Genomic DNA, 18,164 nt, shown 5'->3' with positions numbered 1-18,164 from the left:
AGTGTTTTCTTAGAAGTAAGTTTCCAGACGATAATAACTATAAGTCACGTTTTTATTGCGATAAACCGCATGATCTCGCTGTTTAAAATCCGATACCCAGGCACTACCTGAATAAGCCGCGATATGTCCATATTTATGGCCCTGAGTACGGTCAATAATATAGATATCGCCTTTTTTCGGCCGATCAAAAGAAGCATTAATTTTCTTATAGCCCAGCTGCATCAGGGTACTTCCCCAATCTGCCGCTGCGACCGGATGATTCACAATTTTCGCACCCGAGGATTGCAGACCGACACGAATACTGCGCGCACATTTCTGTGTACTGGTATTTCGGGTAATGCCTTGCAGATAACTGGTAAATTTCTCGATATTGATACGATGGCCATTGCTTACGCCTGAAGCGTTACGGACAGTAGCTTGCTGGGATGACTTTTTAGGTCTTTGCTCCGATTGGGAACGCACCATGATATTCGCTTGGACAGGAGCATGTACTTCGCTCATGTTTACTTGATGATCATAGATCATGCCTTACCAACCGCTCCTCGCCTGTAATTTAGGCTTTCATATTGTTAACAAGCCGAGAATACTAGTCGTTTAAATGTTATCTTTCACATTAAAAATGTAAATAAATTTGTCTATTTTTGCGGCATTCAAATTAAGCCGTTCTTTCTAATACAGTTACAAAACCCATCATCTTTGCAAAAAAAATGTAAAGCAAAGCCAATTCCAATGCCTTGCAAAGCTTTTTCAGCCTGAAATACGCAAAATGAGTCCTTATCTTTTTCTACTCAAACGTGTGGATTTAATCTGTAGCTCGGCCATTTTCAGATAACATTTCACCACATGATTACATCATTTTGAGCTTTACCGCCTGTATTACACTGATGCGGCATTTTTAAACCTTGAACTAAACTTTAAATATTGAACTAAACAGAGAAGAAAAATGAGTCAGACTTTAAGTACCGTTTCAAATTTTAATTTAGAACAATATTTAAGTACCTGGTATGACATTGCACACTTGCCGATGAAGCACCAACCTGAAGACAGCACCGATATTTCTGCTGTCTATAGCTTGAATGAAAATGGCAAGGTTCGGGTTCAGAACCGTTGTCTGGATGGTTATGGCAAACTGGATGAAGCCATTGCTGAAGCGACCATTATCGATGCAGAACATGCCAAGCTTGAAGTCAGCTTTTTACCTGAAGGCCTGCGTTGGATTCCGTTCACCAAGGGTGATTACTGGGTATTAAAAATCGATCCAGATTATCAGACCGCGCTTGTAGGCGAACCGAATAAAGAATATTTATGGCTACTGCATCGCGGTACCAGTCTGGATGAAACCATTCAACGCGAATATTTAAGTTATGCAGAATCCTTGGGATATGATCTGTCTGATCTGATTCATACAGTTCATACGGGCAATAAAACCGCTTAAGTCTTTTTAGCAATGAGCACCCTTTTTGGGTGCTTTTTTACATTTAATGCAATATCAGAAATATTAGAAAAAAATGTTATGATGCATTCAATTCAATTTGCCCAGCTCAACAGAAAACGGCTTTATCTGAGATAGACTTTTTTTTCTGAAAAAAGGTAATTTAAACAAATTTTTAAGAGAGACCTATGCGCCAATATCTTGACCTTTTACAACATATCCTCGACAACGGCGGCGATAAAGGCGACCGTACCGGCACAGGGACACGTTCGGTATTTGGTCATCAGATGCGCTTTGATCTTTCCCAAGGTTTTCCTTTACTCACCACCAAAAAAGTTCATTTCCGTTCTATCGTGATTGAACTGTTGTGGTTCCTGAAAGGCGATACCAATGTTCAGTATTTAAAAGACAATAAAGTCTCGATTTGGGACGAATGGGCGACCGCAGAACAGACTGCGCGTTTTGGCCGTCCTGAAGGCGAATTAGGCCCAGTGTATGGTCACCAATGGCGTAATTTTGGTGCCAGTAAAAATGCAGACAATAGCTATAACCAGGACGGTTTTGACCAGATCAAATGGTTGATCAATGAAATTAAAACCAATCCAAATTCGCGCCGTCTGATTGTATCGGGCTGGAACCCGAATGAAGCGGGTCAGGTCGCATTACCACCTTGCCATACCCTGTTCCAGTTCTTTGTGCACAATGGCAAATTGTCTTGTCAGTTGTACCAGCGCAGTGCCGATGTATTCTTAGGTGTTCCATTTAATATTGCCAGCTATGCTTTGTTGACGCATATGATCGCGCAAGTCTGTGATCTGGAAGTGGGTGACTTTATCTGGACTGGTGGCGATACCCACTTGTACAGCAACCATTTTGAACAAGCACAGTTGCAGCTTAGCCGTGAGCCACTCGACCTCTGTCAATTAAAACTAAATCCCGAGATTAAAGACCTGTTCGATTTCAAATTTGAAGATATCGAAATTGTCGGTTATGAATCTCATCCAGGAATTAAAGCCCCTGTCGCTGTTTAATTTTCTTTATTATAAAGTTCCCTCTCCTCCTAGGAGAGGGCTAGGGAGAGGTCTTTTACCACGCGTGAATCGCCAACTCCTTTCAAAATATATTTCCGGCCCTAAAGCGTGAAGGCAATCAATATAGATTTTTAACCTTTCTTTCGTACCAGTAAAAAATTACACGAAGGACTTTGGGTTTGATAAGAAGGATTCAATACATGTCATTTCAAGATTTAGAAGTTGTACACGTCGTCGCCATGGATCAGCAGCGTTGTATCGGCAAAGGTAATGATCTGCCTTGGCATATTTCGGCAGATCTGAAACACTTCAAGGAAATCACCCAAGGCGGTGTGGTGGTGATGGGTCGCAAGACACTAGAATCAATGGGACGTACTCTACCTAAACGGGTGAACTGGGTCATTACTCGTGATCCAAACTGGGCATTTGCAGGTACCAAAGTCGCTTATAGCATTGAAGATGCACTGAGCCAGGCCGTGGCAGATGTGAAGGTTTCAGAAAAACCTGACACCATTTTCATCATTGGTGGCGGTGAAATCTTTAAACAGACCATGAATATTACAGACCGTCTGGAACTGACCCATGTTGAACTGGATGTACAGGGCGATGCCTATTATCCAGCGATTCCGGCAGAATTTAAAAAAGTCGCTGCCGAGCAACATATCGACGACAAAACCGGCATTGCTTTTGAGTTCGCAACCTACAGAAAATAAAACCTATTTCTCATAAAAAAGTGATGATGCAGGGACGCGAATACATTTCTAGACATTGGAGTCTGTGGCTGCTAGGCAGCCTGTTTACTTTATTCGTCATTCTGTCGAGTTTGTGGCTCAGCCTGATGCTCTGGGTTCATCTACCCATCGGCAAAATCGGCAGCTTGCTGCTGATTGGACTCTGGCTGACCTTTGCGTTGGTCGTTCTCGGAATTTATTTCACCCGGCATCTGATCTCCCGCCAAATTGATAGCGTTCTTTATCTTCTGGCTTTTTTATTCTGTTTGCTGGGATATTTTAGTCTGGAAGCGCGTCAGGACCGGGAGTGGAATCCTGAGGTTGCCCAGCTCCTGCATTATGAGCAGCAAGACGATCAGGTTACCTTGCACAATATCCGCAACTTTGACTGGCAAGCCGATGGTCGCTATATCGAACGCTGGGAAAGCCGTAGTTTTGACCTGAATCAGATTACTGGCGTGAACATCATTACTTCCTACTGGATGGGTCCTAAAATTGCCCATACCCTGGTCAGCTTTGATTTTGCCAATCAAAAGCCACTCACCTTCTCGATTGAAATCCGTAAGGAAAAGAATGAAGAGTTTTCAGCAATTGGTGGCTTTTTCCGAAAATATGAACTGAGTCTGGTCGCATCGGACGAAAAGGATATTGTCTATACCCGCAGCAATGTCCGTGGTGAACAGGTCTATTTTTTCCCAGTCAAAATGCCGCAAGCTCAGGCTAAAGCGCTATTCAAGGAATATCTGCGTCAGGCCGATGAACTGGCCCAAAAGCCAAAATGGTACAATACCCTGACCAGTAATTGCACCACACTAGTCTTTGATATGGTTCAGGCGATATCGCAACAACAGCTACCCTCAGATTACCGGTTGCTTGCCTCCGGCTATTTACCGAATTATCTCTATGATCTTAAAGTACTGGAACAGTCTTGGGATATGCACACCTGGTATCAACGGGCACATGTCAATCCACGGGTAGAACGCACCGCTAATCTCTCCAGTCAGGACTATTCACGCCTGATCCGGCAGGGCCTACCAAAACCCGACATGCAATAACTGTGTAGCAAATCCACTTCAATAAAGATACAAAATCAACTGGAACCTTGATCATTTTTTTGTTTATATACAAATAGCTAGTCAATGATCAGAGTATCTCTCATGCTAAAAAAATTAACTGCAATCGCGATTTTAGGCTCGGTTCTAACGGTCATGGGCTGCGAAACTGTGCCCAATACAGCCACGACACAAACCGCGAATCATTTACAACTTTTGCAAAATCGTACTTGGATTGCGACCCAGATTGGTAATACTGAAATCAAGACTGCGCCAACCGCACGCAATGTTCCGAGTCTGCAATTTGATGCCAGTACCCAGCGCGTTTCAGGTTCAGATAGCTGTAACCGGATTATGGGCAGTTACACAGCAGCGAAAGACACGCTGACCCTGAACCAAATGGCCACTACCCGTATGGCCTGTATGAACAACGATCAGCTTGATCAGAAATTTAATGAAGCTTTAGCCAAAGTGACACATTATCAAGTATTTGGTAAAACCTTAAAATTACTGGATCGCCATGGGAATCTCTTGATCCAGCTAGAAAGTGCTGTTCAGCCGCGTTAATACTTCCCTACAAAAAGCCTGTATGGACAGGCTTTTTTATCTTTCATACTGATGAGCTTGAATTTAACCATCAGCCCGATTGAGTTATTTAATTGAATGAGGAATCAACCATGCAACAGGCACTTTTCGGTGGGGGATGCTTTTGGTGTACTGAAGCCGTATTTTTACAGATTCAGGGAGTTCAGCAAGTCGTCAGCGGTTACGCAGGTGGGCACACAACTCAGCCAAACTATGATGATGTCTGTGATGGCAATACCGGCCATGCCGAAGTCATTCTGATCGATTTCGATGAAAACCAGATTAACTATACCCAGTTGCTTGATGTATTTTTTGCGACCCATGATCCGACTACATTAAACCGTCAGGGCAATGATGTCGGCACCCAGTATCGTTCTGTAATTTATTATCTGAATGATGAACAGCAGCAACAGGCGCAGCAGGCGATCGATGCTCTGAAAACCGATAGCATCAATGTGGTGACTGAACTGAGCCCTGCTCCAACTTTCTATCCGGCGGAAGACTATCATCAAAACTTCTTTGCCAAGAACCCGACCCAGGGCTATTGCAATTTTGCCATTCCGCCAAAATTGAATAAATTACGCAGCAAATTTACGACCCTATTAAAAACCCATTAAGATTCACGAAAAATGGGCATAAAAAAAGCGACTGCAATCAGTCGCTTTTTTTATTATCTAAATCTTAGTTATCGGTTGCAAAAGCAATATCGCTGAGTCCGGCTCCACTCGCACGCGACATGACTTGCGCCACCGAGTCATAACGTGATTCTTTATCCGCTTTCAACACAATGGTCGGCTGACGTTCAGCTTGGCCCGCTTCATTAAAACGGGTTTCAAGCTGTTCCAGCGTCAATACATCACCATTCCAGGCAATGTCACCTTCGGCATTGATGCTAATCGTGACATTTTCAGGCGGCAGATCGATAATCTCCGCAGTCGTTTGTGGCAAGGTTAATGGAATTGATGGGTTCGCAACGGTCGCTGTCACCAGAAAGATGATCATCAATACCAACATAATGTCGATGAGGGGAATGAGGTTCATCTCATTCATGCCTACATCGTTGTCTTCACCCAGTTGAAAAGCCATTAAGCTTGACCTCCCACGAAACTCTGTTGTGTTACTTTTTCATCAGACTTTTTTGCAGCAGATTCCTGTTGCAGCATGGTATCAATCAGCAGACCATGTGCCTGATCTTGTAACTCGTGTGCCAAACCACGATTAGCACGGACACAGATGTTATAAGCCAGTACCGCAGGAATCGCGACTGCCAGACCTAAGCCAGTCATAATCAATGCTTCACCGACTGGGGTTGCCACTTGTGCCAGACCAGCCTGACCACTTTTACCAACAGCAACCAACGCATGGAAGATGCCCCATACTGTACCGAACAAACCGACAAATGGTGAAATTGAGGCAATCGTACCCAGAACTGATACACCTTTTTCGGCATTGGCTTTTTCTGCTGAAATCTGGCGTAACAGTGCCTGTTCTGCCACTGCCTTACGCTGTTCAAAGCCCAAAGGAGCCAGTTTGGTTTTCAGTTGTTCCAATGCTTTAGATAACTGAGCATAGGCAATCTGTTTCAGCTGGCGAGTGCCCATCAAACGTAGCACAAAAATGGTCCATGTCGCGATCGACATTGCCAATAACACGAAATACAGCGTTTTACTGACTGCATCAGCGTGTTGCCAATAAACTGAAAAGTTCATATTCGAACTCCTAATGGGTGAGCCGTTATTTAACCTGAAAATCGAAAGGCTGTTCCACGCGTGTTGGATAAGCCACACCATTTTCAACATATTTGGTGAGTTGTGCACGACGTACCGCTGCTTCTACTTTGCGCGTTACCGCCGGGCTACAACTTGAATTTCGTGCAGTTGCAGAGACTACTTTACCCTGCTCATTCGCTGAAACATCTACTACCAGTGAACAGGCTGATTTTAATTCACCTGCAGAGAGTGAGACTTTTGGTGAACGCTGCCAGGACACGCCCCCACCAATCGATACACTTTTCGGGGATGGCGGCGCAGCAGGTGCTGGCGGTGTCACAGGCGCAGGTGGCGCGACCGGAGCAGGTGCCGGTTTAATTTTAGTTTCAGTGACCACTGTCGGTACAACCGGACTTGGGGTTGGTTTTGCTTCAACTGGTGGTGCTTTAACCACTTTTGGCGCTTCAGCCTTTTTCACCTGCTCGATTTTTTCTACTTTTTTCGGTGGTGGTGGCAGCGGTTTATCGACAATTTTGACTTCTTTAGGCTTAGGCGGCTCTTTTTGTGGCTCGGCCTTCGGCTTTGGCGGTAAAGGTTTTGGCGCTTCCTGAAGCTTTACAAAGCGCACTTTTAAGGGTTGCTTATCAATGGGTGTCAGCTCAGGCGCCTTCATCTGGCTGATCGCATATAACACACCCACATGCCCAATCAGTACAGCCGCCACGATAGAGATGACTTTCTTTTTCATCTGATTTGGCGGTGTAGGCATTTGGGGCGCAGCAACTTGACTCATTAAATCTATTACCTTGAGGAGATGATGTGGAACAAACTATCAAGCTCATCGGTTAGCACAATTAAAGTATGCCAATAATAAATGAGAAGTGTTTTCATTTGCAACCGCTAATCCTACCTTTGACTGACTTTTTTTGCATCAAAACAAAAAAGGCACACTAAAAGTATGCCTTTTTAAAACTCAATGCAAGTCTTATTGGAACACGACAGTCTTGTTGCCATCGACAATAATACGGTCTTCCAAATGCCATTTTACCGCACGGGCCAATACATTACGTTCTACGTCCTGACCGAGTTCACGTAACTGCTCAACAGTAAAGTCATGGTTCACGCGCTCCACATCCTGCTCGATGATCGGACCTTGATCCAGATCAGCAGTCACATAGTGCGCAGTTGCACCGATCAGCTTCACGCCTTTTTCATAGGCCTGTTTGTACGGATTGGCACCTACAAAAGCCGGCAGGAAAGAATGGTGAATGTTGATCACTTTCATTTCCCACTTGCTGACAAATTCTTCATCCAGAATCTGCATATAACGCGCCAGCACCAACAGGTCATTGCCCTGCATCAACTGGTCGATTTCTGCATAAGCTTCTGGTTTGTTGTCTTTGGTCACCGGCACAACTTCGAATGGAATGCCAAAATTTTCAACTGCTTCGCGTAAAGTCTCGTGATTCGATACCACTTTGGTAATTTCACAAGGCAAACCACCACGCGCATGACGCCATAACAGCTCAAGCAAGGCATGATCGACTTTAGACACCAGAATACCGACTTTCTTCACGTCACTGACCAGAGCCAGACGCCATTGCATGCCATAGCGTTCTGCCACATTCGCTGCAAAAGTCTGGGTAATACTTTCTTTGCGACTTTGAAGATTATCTAATTCAAATTCAACGCGCATGAAGTAACGTCCGCCCTGCGCTGCTGTCGCATATTGGTCAAGCGCAGTAATGTTGGCACCTTGATGATACAAGAAGCTCGAAACAGCCTGCACGATGCCCGGCTTGTCTTCACAAGTAATCAATAAACGTGCGGTGTTAGCAGTCGTCATATTCATGTTGGTTTAAGTCACTAATCAGTTAAATTAAAAAATAAGCCGAGTATTCTAGCGCGTTTCTTGGATATTCTGAATAGTTTGTTCAGATTCAGAATCTTTAGACGACGACAGGCTGGCAAAAAGTTCCGAAGAGCCCAAACTATTCAATAAACCTTCATAGGTTTGACGACTTTCACCACGTAAATACGCCCCTTCCAGGAATACCATTTGACGCAGTGCCTGCCAGACCCATTTTTCTTCCAGCGTATTGGAATCGGTCAGATGACCCGACATATACAGGAAGTTGGTCCAGTTGGTCAGCACAATCCACAGGTTAATAATCAGTGCTTCAATCTCTGAATCGGTCATGTCCATCAGGCCTGCATTAACAAAGCCTTTATAGATTTTCTGGCCCTGCTGCATCACCTGACCGGCAAAGCGTGGATACATCTTGCGAAAATCTTCGTTATTTTCTACCAGATGATAGACATCACGATGCAGGAAACGGTAAGCCCATAACTGGCTGCTCAGTACCTGAAAATAATGCACCTTGTCATTGGCATCCAGCGCACGGTCATCCGGCAGCGCCAGCATTTCCAGGGTCTGGTGCTGGTACTGTTCCATCAATTCTTTAATAATTTCATTTTTATTGCGGAAATGATAATACAGGTTACCCGGGCTCATGCCGAGTTCAGCCGCAATGTGATTGGTGGTTACCGATCGTTCACCACGCTCGTTAAACAGCTGCAAACTGAGCTGCAAGATACGCTCTTTAGTTTTTAAGGTTTTGGTTTGGGACATCCTAAAATAACCATTCAGTTCATGCATTAGCAGGCTAACACACAAAGTCACTTGACTAATTAGAGTATTTGCTCTAAAAATTAATTAATCGATTTTTGAATAATGGTAGTGCGGCATGAACAGTCACACAAAAACAACATCAATGACACCACATTTTTTTGATAGCCAATATCTGAATGAAGTCTTGGCGCAACAAAAACACGCTTATTTACACTACCCTCTGCCGACTGCAAAGGAACGTATCGATCGTTTAGCTCGACTTAAGCGTATCTTAGTTAAGTATCAAGATCAATTTGCTGACGCAATTAATCAGGACTATGGTAACCGTTCCATTGGGGAAACCAAGATTGGTGAACTGCTCACCTGTCTGGAACATATTAAATATTACAGCAAAAACCTGACCCGGTGGATGAAACCTTCCAAGCGTCATGTGGGCATTATTCATCAGCCGGCCAAAGCCTGGGTGCAATATCAGCCTTTGGGTGTAGTCGGAATTATCGCACCGTGGAACTATCCGCTGTTGCTCTCGATTGGCCCACTAATTTGTGCCCTGGCGGCCGGCAACCATGCCATGATCAAAATTTCCAGTGCATCGGCTGCCTTTGGTGAAGTTCTGGAAAAAGCCCTGGCTGAAGCCTTCCCTAAAGAATTGGTCGCTGTGGTGAATGGTGGCGGTGTGATTTCAGATGCTTTCTGTCGTTTGCCTTTCGATAAACTGATTTTCACTGGCTCAACTGCGGTCGGTAAAACCGTCATGGCAGCCGCTGCCGAAAATCTGGTTCCGGTGATTCTAGAACTGGGCGGTAAATCGCCAGTACTGGTGCATCCATCGATTGATCTGCGTGATGTCGCGCAGCGGATTGCGGTGGGTAAACTCTGGAATGCCGGTCAGACCTGTGTAGCGCCAGACTATATGTTCCTGCCTCTCGGAAAAACTGCCGAGTTCATTGATCACTTTAAAGCCTGTGTCGAAAGCATGTATCCGGATATCACCCATAATCAGGATTACACCTCGATTATTAATGTCAAACAATATAACCGTCTGCAAGGCTATCTGGATGATGCGCGTGAACAGGGTGCGCAAGTCATTGAAATTAATCCGCGTAGTGAAAACTCGGCTGATCTGCGCAAGATTGCACCGACCATCGTGACCAATGTCACCCCGATGATGCAGATCATGCAGCATGAAATCTTTGGTCCGCTGTTACCGATCATGGAATATGATCAAATTGACGATGTCATCGACTTTATTAATAGCCGTCCACGCCCACTTGCTTTATACTACTTCGACTTTGATCAGGCGCGTGCCGATTATGTCGCACAGCGTACCCATTCAGGGCATTTCGGGCAAAATACGGTACTGACCCATGTTGCGCAGGACGATCTACCATTTGGGGGTGTCGGTGCATCAGGTATGGGTAAATACCATGGCCCAGAAGGCTTCTTCAGTTTGTCGCATGAACGCTCAGTAATGTCGAATCCAAAGCTGTACAGCTTGAAATACATTCTGCCACCGTTCAATAAACCGATTCACAAGCTGATTTCGAAGATACTTCTCCGCTAAATGATCAAGGCATGAGCTATCGATATAGTTCGTGCCGCGTTTTGACGAAAATCGCTTGTCTTTTAAGCGCATTTTTGATATAAAACGCCCCTTGAATGATTTCAATCCGTTTATTTTTGACTGGCCATACAGATTTGCTGTTGGCTAAATCAATGGAGTTACACCATGTCTAAGGTTTGCCAAGTTACCGGCAAGCGTCCAGTCGTTGGTAACAACGTCTCACACGCCAACAACAAAACTAAGCGCCGGTTCGAGCCGAACCTGCACCACCACCGTTTCTGGTTAGAAAGCGAAAAACGTTTTGTACGTCTTCGTTTAACCACTAAAGGTATGCGTATTATCGACAAATTGGGCATTGAAAAGGTTGTTGCTGACCTACGTGCTCAAGGTCAAAAGATCTAAGGAGTCTGAACCATGCGTGATAAAATTCGCTTAGTTTCTTCAGCTGGTACAGGTTATTTCTATACCACGACTAAGAACAAACGTACTATGCCGGAAAAAATGGAAATCAAAAAATTTGATCCAAAAATCCGTCAACACGTAATCTTCAAAGAAGCTAAAATCAAATAATTTTAGTTTCTTTAAAAAAACGACCTTTGCGGGTCGTTTTTTTTGCACTTTTTTTATCCGACTTGATAAACTTTCTGCATGTTTTGGCACTTTTTGTGCTTATTTCCCAGCAAACCTAGCTAAAGGAGTATTTAGTGCCACATGACGTAGAGCTCATTATATTACTGGCTGTTGGTTTTGGCTTAGCTTTGGTCTTTGGCTATCTCGCTGCACGGTTACGTCTTCCCCCTTTGATCGGTTACTTAATTGCCGGCATTCTGATTAGTCCCCATACACCCGGTGTGGTCGGTGATATTCATCTGGCCAACCAACTGGCAGAACTTGGCGTCATGTTCCTGATGTTTGGTGTCGGAATGCATTTTTCCCTGAACGATCTGATGCAGGTCCGCCGGATTGCCCTGCCTGGTGCGATTTTACAGATTGCAGTTGCCACCTTGCTCGGGGTTGGAGTTTCGATGCTGTGGGGCTGGAGCTTTGGCTCAGCACTGGTCTTCGGCCTAAGCCTGTCTTGTGCCAGTACCGTGGTTCTACTCAAAGCCCTTGGTGATCGTGGCTTACTGGATTCAATCAATGGCCGAATTGCTGTTGGCTGGTTGCTGGTCGAAGATCTGGTCATGGTCTTGGCGCTGGTACTGTTACCTGCCACTGCGGTGCTTTTAGGTGGGCAAGCGCTGGAAGGTGCAAGCGATGAGAATATCTGGCTCACCTTAGGCATTACCCTGCTCAAAGTCGCAGGCTTTATTGCCTTCATGCTGATTATTGGTAAACGCTTGATTCCAATGATCATACGGGTGGTGGCGCGTCTCGGTTCACGTGAGCTGTTTACTTTAACAGTGGTGGCTGCTGCGGTTTCAATCGCCTTCGGTGCCTATAAAGTCTTTGGCGTGTCGATGGCACTAGGTGCTTTCTTTGCCGGAATGGTCGTTAAGGAATCTGATTTCAGTCATCGTGCTGAAGAAGAAACCTTGCCACTGCGTGAAATTTTCTCGATTTTATTCTTTGTCTCCGTCGGCATGCTGTTTGATCCGCGCATTTTGCTGGAACAGCCTTTACATGTACTGGCAGTGGTCGGGATTATCATGATTGGTAAGACTATTGCCGCGATGGCACTGGTGCTGTTCTTCCGTTATCCGATCAATACCGCCTTGACCGTCGGTGCTTCTCTGGCACAGATTGGTGAGTTCTCCTTTATTTTGGCTGCACTCGGTGTTTCGCTCAACCTGCTTTCGCTGGAAGGTCAAAACCTGATTCTAGCAGGTGCCTTAATTTCGATTACGCTTAACTCCTTTATCTTTTCCGCGATTGAGCCGGTACAGAAATGGATTCGGGAACGCTCGACTCTGGCCCGATTACTGGAACGCAGTGGTGACCCTCTGGCGATGTTACCCGATGAAGTCTCACAGGATTACCTGCGCGATCAGGTGGTCATTATTGGCCATGGTGAGGTCGGGCGTCGCATTACCCGCTCATTGATGCAAGAAAATATCAAGGTGGTGATTGCCGAAGAAAACCGTGACATCGTCGAAAACCTACGTGAGAAAGGCATTGCTGCGGTGTCTGGTGTTGCCACTGAGGCTGGCGTACTGATTCAGGCACATATCCAGCATGCGCGCTTACTGGTCATTTCCCCTATGGATATCATCGATATTCATAAAATCGTCGATATTGCCAAGACCTTGAATCCACAAATTCAGGTACTGGTCTGTGCGGAAAGCAAGGAAGAGGCTGAAGCCATTCGTCGGGATAATGTCGGTGCGGTTTATTATGCCAAAGAAGAAATGGCAAAAAATATGAGCAATCATATTTTGAACCAGATTGAGATCGCGCATCAGCATACGCCTTCTCATTAAAGTTTTTCTTTGAATAAACGCCAAATAAAAAAGTTGCCGGATCTGGCAACTTTTTTTATGGACATCAATATATTTCTGAGCCAAAGATTTTATTAACACACTGGCTTCAGACTGCTCACGACTTAAATTTTAAAATACTGATTTTTCATCTTCATTTCAAATGAACGTTTTTATGGTACTTAAAATCTGCCTAATTTAATAACCTATAAAACTCAAAAAGCACACCGATAGTGTGCTTTCTAAATAAATTTCAACGATTAACTCATATACTGTGGTTCTTCATCCACAACTTCAGCCTGCCACTCATTGACCTGCTGTTCCAGCAAACCATAGAGTGCTGCCTGAATCATCTGTTGCGCAATCACGGGCGTCTGCTCTCCAAGTAAAGCTTTCACCTCGTCATTAAATTGAATCATGACCAAAGGCTGTTTATGTGAGCCTGCATTGCGTAAAGCCAACGCGCCACCTTCAAGTTGAACGAGTTCTAAAATCGCGTCTTGATTACCAAATAAATCTTTCAACTGTTCTATAGACATATATCCTCCATGTTCAACATGGTGGCAAAGCGCCGGGTGCACTTTGCATCATTAGAGTAATTGATATAGGGTTAAAAATTGCAATTTCAAGTACAGCCGATCCGATTAAAATTCAATCATTTCATTACGAAAACCATCAATTAATTGCGTCAGGTCACGATGCCACTCTCTCAATATAGCAGTATCAGGTAACCATGCTTGTGGAGACTGTGTGACTTTAATGATGAGATTTGAGGAGGTTTCGTCTTCAGGTTCTGGGGTACTTGGTTCGGGCGCATACTGGCACAGACGGTAAGCACGTTTCAGTTCAGCAATGAAACCGCTCTTGGACAAATGTTGCAGCACCGCGACTTCTGGCGAAATTTGGCCTTTGGCCGCCATGAGTTCTTCGATCGATTTTAGCGTCGGATGAGGATCATTCAGGCGATAGTAACGCACCAGTTCCTGTAGAAATGCTAACAAAGCACCATGCAAATGAAACACAGTTGCTTCACGTTGTGCCTGAGCCTGTTGTACATGTTCGGTTTGCTCTGCTTGCTGGCAGGATAGACGGGCGAAATACAGTTTTTGATTGGTACGGTCCGCATGATAGCGAGCAACACGGGTCATCGAGATTTCCTAAGGTTTAAAACAAATTTTGGCTTTTATAAAGTAAAAGGTTCGCCTGCATTTCGCAATCAAAAGATGTTCGGACTGAATCCATCCAGCACTGAAATTCAGAGTATTGAGCTCACTAATTAAAGCGATAATAAATTTCAGCCATAAAAAAGGAGCCTATCAAGTGCTCCTTTTTTGAGTTTAAGCCTGAGGCTTATCTTCTGCGGCTTTCACGCGGATGCCATGTCCGTGTAGGCGTAAAGTGTTCAGGCCTTTAATGGCTTTGACTGCTTCACGGCCATGCGGCATTTCTACAAAAGCAAAACCTTTTGATTTGCCTGTTGCTGCATCAAGCACCAAAGTACAGGTCTCCACTGTGCCATATTCCTGGAACAGTTTCAGTAATTCGGCTTCTGTGACCGTACGTTCTAAATTACGAACTAAAATTTTCATCTTACAACCTTAAGAAGATAGGCAAAAAATATCAAAAAGCACGCGCCTACTCTACTTTTTGCATGAAACAACTTTGTTATAGTTTAATCGAGATCAATCCCAAAATCTAAATTAATCGACTTGCGTTCAATCAGTGCACTTTTTACAGTTTGCTGCCGGGTCTTGTAATGGGTTTCCGTGGTACATAAATGCCGGGTGAGATCATTCAGGAAATAGCTTTCGACTTTACGTCCCTGCTCATCGACCGTTTCCCGCGCCCAATGATTCAGGTTCTGTTTGGTCAGAATCAATTCATTTTTTGCCCGGGTCAGCGCCACATACAGCACACGACGCTCTTCTTCGACATCATCAAAGTCGCCTTGAGCACGCGCATGCGGATAATTGCCCGGCGTGACATTGGCCACATAACAGACATTTTGTTCGGTGCCTTTGGCCGAGTGAATGGTGATTAAGGTCACCACATCGTGATCCGATTGGCGTTCAATTTCCGAGATTGACACTGGATCTAGTACATATTCCTCTAAAAATTCACTCAGCTGCGAATGTTTCGAGGCCAATTGCTTAACCAGTTCAAAATCACTCTGGCGACGTGACCAATCCTTTTTATAGTTTTCTGCTAACTGAGATTCAATCGCCTGAATCGCCAGACTGACACAGGTTTGCACTTCGCCTTTGAGCACATTCATCTGCTGCATGATCAAAATGGTTTCTAGCGGTATCTTGCCAAACTGTTCTAATTTCTTTGCAATCTGATCCATTTCAGGTTCAGCCAATAGCTGCTGTGACAGCTTACTGGCACCCACATCACCCACACCATTCCATAGGGTCAAGAAACGCATCCAGGCGATATCATCCAGCGGATTGGCAACTACGCGCAGCATGCTGAGCAAATCTTTGACATGCGCCGTTTCCAGCAGCTTCATGCCACCAATAAAGCGATAGGGTACATTGGCTGCAATACAGGCCGCTTCAATATGCCGCGCGGCAAAACTGGAGCGTACCAAGACCATATGCTCGCCCCACTTACTACCTTGCAGATAATGACGCTCTTTAATATCAATCGCGATCCATTTGGCTTCATCAAATTCATTCGGGAAAATATGCATGCGCGGCTTAACACCTTCTCCGCGATACGCTTCCAGACGTTTGTCATATTTGATTTCAGACTGATCCAGCAGCCAGTTAGACAGATCGAGAATTTCCTGGGTCGAGCGGTAGTTTTTTTCTAATTTGAAAATCTGCGCATCTGGCACACGTTCTTTGAAATGGTGAATATTTTCAAAGTCTGCACCACGAAAGCCATAAATCGACTGCGCATCATCACCGACACAGAACAGGCTGATCCGGTCTTTAAGTGGCTCCAGCAAAGCCCATTGCAATGGATTAGTATCCTGCATTTCATCGACCAACATATGCCGACAGATCGAAGCGACATAGTCGACCAGACCTTCGGACTGTGCCAGCGCCGTAGCCACTACCGCCAGAATATCGTCATAGTCCAGAAAGCTGCGTGCCTGCTTACGTGCTTCATATTCTTTCATGATTTCAGCAATCTGGTCTTTGAGAGCCAGATATTCAGGCATCTGTTTTTCCAGCGCCAGACTAAGCTTTTGCCGGGTATTCCTTGCAAAAGAATACAAATCACATAATTCCTGAGGCTTAGGCAAATGATTGGGGTTTTTCTTGTCATCACGACCGCGAATCAGGCGGAACATCATCAGCTGATCATCACGATCAATAATCGAAAACTGTTCCAGACCAAAGGCTTTGGGAATACGGCGTAGCAGATACATACAGAAGGTATGAAAGGTCGAGGCTCGCAAACCTTTAGCTTGCTCGCCGAGTGCCAGTTCGACACGCGCCACAATTTCACTGGCAGCCCGGCGGGTAAAGGTCAGAATCTGAATCTGGTTGGCAGGCACGCCCTGCTCAATCAAGTAAGCTGCGCGTGCCACGATGGTTTTGGTTTTGCCACAACCTGCCCCGGCCAGCACCAAACTGTGTTTTGCTTCTGTAGTCGCTGCTTGCTTTTGTTGGGGATTTAATTCATCAATCAGGGTGGCTAAACTCATTTTCACTCATCATTTTGTGGATGTATGTAGTTTAACAGATCGCTTCCAGAATTATGGCTTTTCAGTTGTCCTGAAACTGTCTCCAATTTTATTTCCTGATTTGATATTAGCTAACGACAGGGCGTGCTGGATTACAGGAGAGAGAAATACTTTCACTCTGTCAAAAGATTTTTAACTATCTCAGCGACAGCTTTCTCCAAGTTCATTTCTGCATTTTTTAAGGCTTCCTCTAAAGGACAATCTGGCGGATTAATCCCAACAATCTGGCTAAATCCTGACTCAAACAAATCCTCAATCCCTTCACCGACTAGACCCGCAAAAGCGATTACCGGTTTATTAAATTTCCTGGCGAGCTGTGCTACCCCAAAAGGGGTCTTGCCCAAAGATGTTTGACTATCAATTTTACCTTCACCGGTCAGGACATAATCTGCTTGCGCTATTTTCTCACTCAGTTGAACCTGTTCAATCATCAGTTCCACCCCGGACCGAATAGAGGCAGCGGTGAATGCCATTAAACCAAAACCCAGCCCACCGGCTGCACCCGCACCTGCCACATGACGATAATCACAGCCAATCTGCCCAGCGACTACATCGGCAAAATGACCGAGGTTTTGATCCAGTTGCTTGATCATTTCCGGGGTTGCACCTTTCTGTGGTCCAAAGATTATCGATGCACCATTTGGTCCACACAGTGGATTGTTGACATCCGATGCAATGATTATTTCAGTATCTACTAAACGTGGATCCAGTCCAGATAAATCCATTGATTTGACCTGATCCAAGTTTCCACCACAGACCTGAATTAACTCTCCCGCATGATTTAGAAACTGCACACCCAGTGCTTGCGCCATCCCTGCACCACCATCATTGGTAATACTGCCGCCCGACCCCATGATGATTTTTTTCACACTCAAGTCCAATGCCTGTTTGATCATTTCTCCTGTGCCATAAGTTGAAGTGAGCATCGGATTACGCTGTGAAGGTTTCAATAAATGAATGCCATTGGCCTTGGCCATTTCAATCACAGCAGTTTGACCTGCATCAACCAAACCCCAATAGGTCTGAATACGTTGCTCAGGCAGTGGTCCGGTCACTTCACATGCAATACTTTGCCCCTTTAAACTTGAAATCAATGCATCGACCGTGCCTTCACCGCCATCAGCCATTGGCACATGAATGATATGGGCATCCGGAATGACGTTCTGGATACCGCGTTGCATGGCCTGACAAGCCTGTGCAGCAGACATACTTTCTTTAAACGAGTCAGGAGCAAGCACAAAGGTGAGCGGCATGGTGTGATCTTTTATCCACAAATGAAGTCTAAATTGTGGATAAATCCAGCACTATCCA

The 18,164-nt window shown here is 44.9% G+C and carries 21 protein-coding genes; 10 read left to right on the top strand and 11 right to left on the bottom strand.

The features are described from left to right. Nucleotides 1-9: 9 nt before the first annotated feature. Nucleotides 10-525: a hypothetical protein gene (locus J7649_RS12395; protein WP_004729511.1), complete on the bottom strand. Its 516-nt coding sequence runs from the start codon at nt 523-525 to the stop codon at nt 10-12. Nucleotides 526-943: 418 nt separating this feature from the next. Here J7649_RS12395 and J7649_RS12390 point away from each other — a divergent pair, with 418 nt between their 5' ends. The 6 genes from J7649_RS12390 (at nt 944) to msrA (ending at nt 5,448) form a co-directional block, all read left to right on the top strand. Beyond that, on the top strand, nt 944-1,435 hold the full coding sequence (locus J7649_RS12390; protein WP_086044125.1) for a lipocalin family protein: 492 nt from the start codon (nt 944-946) through the stop codon (nt 1,433-1,435). Between the two features lie 185 nt (nt 1,436-1,620). Continuing rightward, nucleotides 1,621-2,463 carry a thymidylate synthase gene (gene thyA / locus J7649_RS12385; protein WP_219308350.1) on the top strand — a complete coding sequence of 281 codons (843 nt, stop codon included), beginning with the start codon at nt 1,621-1,623 and terminating at the stop codon, nt 2,461-2,463. Nucleotides 2,464-2,663: 200 nt separating this feature from the next. After that, a complete protein-coding gene (locus J7649_RS12380) occupies nt 2,664-3,176 on the top strand; it encodes a dihydrofolate reductase (RefSeq protein ID WP_219308348.1) in 513 nt (170 codons plus the stop codon). 23 nt (nt 3,177-3,199) lie between these two features. Beyond that, nucleotides 3,200-4,249 carry an Lnb N-terminal periplasmic domain-containing protein gene (locus J7649_RS12375; RefSeq protein ID WP_219308346.1) on the top strand — a complete coding sequence of 350 codons (1,050 nt, stop codon included), beginning with the start codon at nt 3,200-3,202 and terminating at the stop codon, nt 4,247-4,249. A 102-nt stretch (nt 4,250-4,351) separates the two neighbouring features. Further along, on the top strand, nt 4,352-4,813 hold the full coding sequence (locus J7649_RS12370; RefSeq protein ID WP_004278432.1) for an META domain-containing protein: 462 nt from the start codon (nt 4,352-4,354) through the stop codon (nt 4,811-4,813). Nucleotides 4,814-4,923: 110 nt separating this feature from the next. Then, nucleotides 4,924-5,448, top strand: coding sequence for a peptide-methionine (S)-S-oxide reductase MsrA (msrA, locus tag J7649_RS12365; protein ID WP_005107942.1), 525 nt, complete (start codon nt 4,924-4,926; stop codon nt 5,446-5,448). 64 nt (nt 5,449-5,512) lie between these two features. Here msrA and J7649_RS12360 read toward each other — a convergent pair whose 3' ends face one another. The 5 genes from J7649_RS12360 to J7649_RS12340 form a co-directional block, all read right to left on the bottom strand. Then, the gene (locus J7649_RS12360; protein WP_004278434.1) at nt 5,513-5,917 is read right to left on the bottom strand and encodes an ExbD/TolR family protein; all 405 of its coding nucleotides are present in this window, start codon (nt 5,915-5,917) and stop codon (nt 5,513-5,515) included. Continuing rightward, nucleotides 5,917-6,540 (bottom strand): MotA/TolQ/ExbB proton channel family protein, encoded by a 624-nt coding sequence (locus tag J7649_RS12355; protein WP_005250649.1) that lies wholly within the window; start codon nt 6,538-6,540, stop codon nt 5,917-5,919. Before J7649_RS12355 ends, J7649_RS12360 begins: the two co-directional genes overlap by 1 nt. A 25-nt stretch (nt 6,541-6,565) precedes the next feature. Further along, complete coding sequence (locus J7649_RS12350) at nt 6,566-7,333, bottom strand: energy transducer TonB (protein WP_114541272.1); 768 nt, start codon at nt 7,331-7,333, stop codon at nt 6,566-6,568. Nucleotides 7,334-7,525: 192 nt separating this feature from the next. Continuing rightward, complete coding sequence (gene purU, locus J7649_RS12345) at nt 7,526-8,392, bottom strand: formyltetrahydrofolate deformylase (protein ID WP_004278437.1); 867 nt, start codon at nt 8,390-8,392, stop codon at nt 7,526-7,528. Between the two features lie 48 nt (nt 8,393-8,440). Further along, a complete protein-coding gene (locus J7649_RS12340) occupies nt 8,441-9,172 on the bottom strand; it encodes a TetR/AcrR family transcriptional regulator (protein ID WP_180082934.1) in 732 nt (243 codons plus the stop codon). 115 nt (nt 9,173-9,287) lie between these two features. Here J7649_RS12340 and J7649_RS12335 point away from each other — a divergent pair, with 115 nt between their 5' ends. The 4 genes from J7649_RS12335 to J7649_RS12320 all read left to right on the top strand — a co-directional run bounded on the left by J7649_RS12335 (nt 9,288) and on the right by J7649_RS12320 (nt 13,156). After that, nucleotides 9,288-10,736, top strand: coding sequence for a coniferyl aldehyde dehydrogenase (locus J7649_RS12335; protein WP_219308344.1), 1,449 nt, complete (start codon nt 9,288-9,290; stop codon nt 10,734-10,736). A 165-nt stretch (nt 10,737-10,901) separates the two neighbouring features. Then, complete coding sequence (rpmB, locus tag J7649_RS12330) at nt 10,902-11,138, top strand: 50S ribosomal protein L28 (RefSeq protein ID WP_000048256.1); 237 nt, start codon at nt 10,902-10,904, stop codon at nt 11,136-11,138. 12 nt (nt 11,139-11,150) lie between these two features. Further along, nucleotides 11,151-11,306: a 50S ribosomal protein L33 gene (rpmG, locus tag J7649_RS12325; protein WP_001205031.1), complete on the top strand. Its 156-nt coding sequence runs from the start codon at nt 11,151-11,153 to the stop codon at nt 11,304-11,306. A gap of 134 nt (nt 11,307-11,440) precedes the next feature. Next, a complete protein-coding gene (locus J7649_RS12320; protein ID WP_004647407.1) occupies nt 11,441-13,156 on the top strand; it encodes a cation:proton antiporter in 1,716 nt (571 codons plus the stop codon). A gap of 257 nt (nt 13,157-13,413) precedes the next feature. Here the strand turns inward: J7649_RS12320 and J7649_RS12315 are convergent, their stop codons facing one another. The 5 genes from J7649_RS12315 to J7649_RS12295 form a co-directional block, all read right to left on the bottom strand. Further along, nucleotides 13,414-13,692, bottom strand: a complete 279-nt coding sequence (locus J7649_RS12315) for a hypothetical protein (RefSeq protein ID WP_219308334.1) — start codon at nt 13,690-13,692, stop codon at nt 13,414-13,416. Nucleotides 13,693-13,797: 105 nt separating this feature from the next. Then, nucleotides 13,798-14,301, bottom strand: a complete 504-nt coding sequence (locus tag J7649_RS12310) for a DUF6586 family protein (RefSeq protein ID WP_004278463.1) — start codon at nt 14,299-14,301, stop codon at nt 13,798-13,800. Nucleotides 14,302-14,490: 189 nt separating this feature from the next. Continuing rightward, nucleotides 14,491-14,742: an RNA recognition motif domain-containing protein gene (locus J7649_RS12305; protein WP_004729489.1), complete on the bottom strand. Its 252-nt coding sequence runs from the start codon at nt 14,740-14,742 to the stop codon at nt 14,491-14,493. 83 nt (nt 14,743-14,825) lie between these two features. Then, nucleotides 14,826-16,814 (bottom strand): ATP-dependent helicase, encoded by a 1,989-nt coding sequence (locus tag J7649_RS12300; RefSeq protein WP_219308333.1) that lies wholly within the window; start codon nt 16,812-16,814, stop codon nt 14,826-14,828. A 152-nt stretch (nt 16,815-16,966) separates the two neighbouring features. Then, nucleotides 16,967-18,106, bottom strand: coding sequence for a glycerate kinase (locus J7649_RS12295; protein WP_219308331.1), 1,140 nt, complete (start codon nt 18,104-18,106; stop codon nt 16,967-16,969). Between the last annotated feature and the right edge of the window lie 58 nt (nt 18,107-18,164).

Origin of the sequence: Acinetobacter lwoffii (assembly GCF_019343495.1) — a bacterium.
Classification (GTDB): Bacteria; Pseudomonadota; Gammaproteobacteria; order Pseudomonadales; family Moraxellaceae; genus Acinetobacter; species Acinetobacter lwoffii_P.
This window is presented reverse-complemented; position numbering and strand designations above follow the sequence as displayed.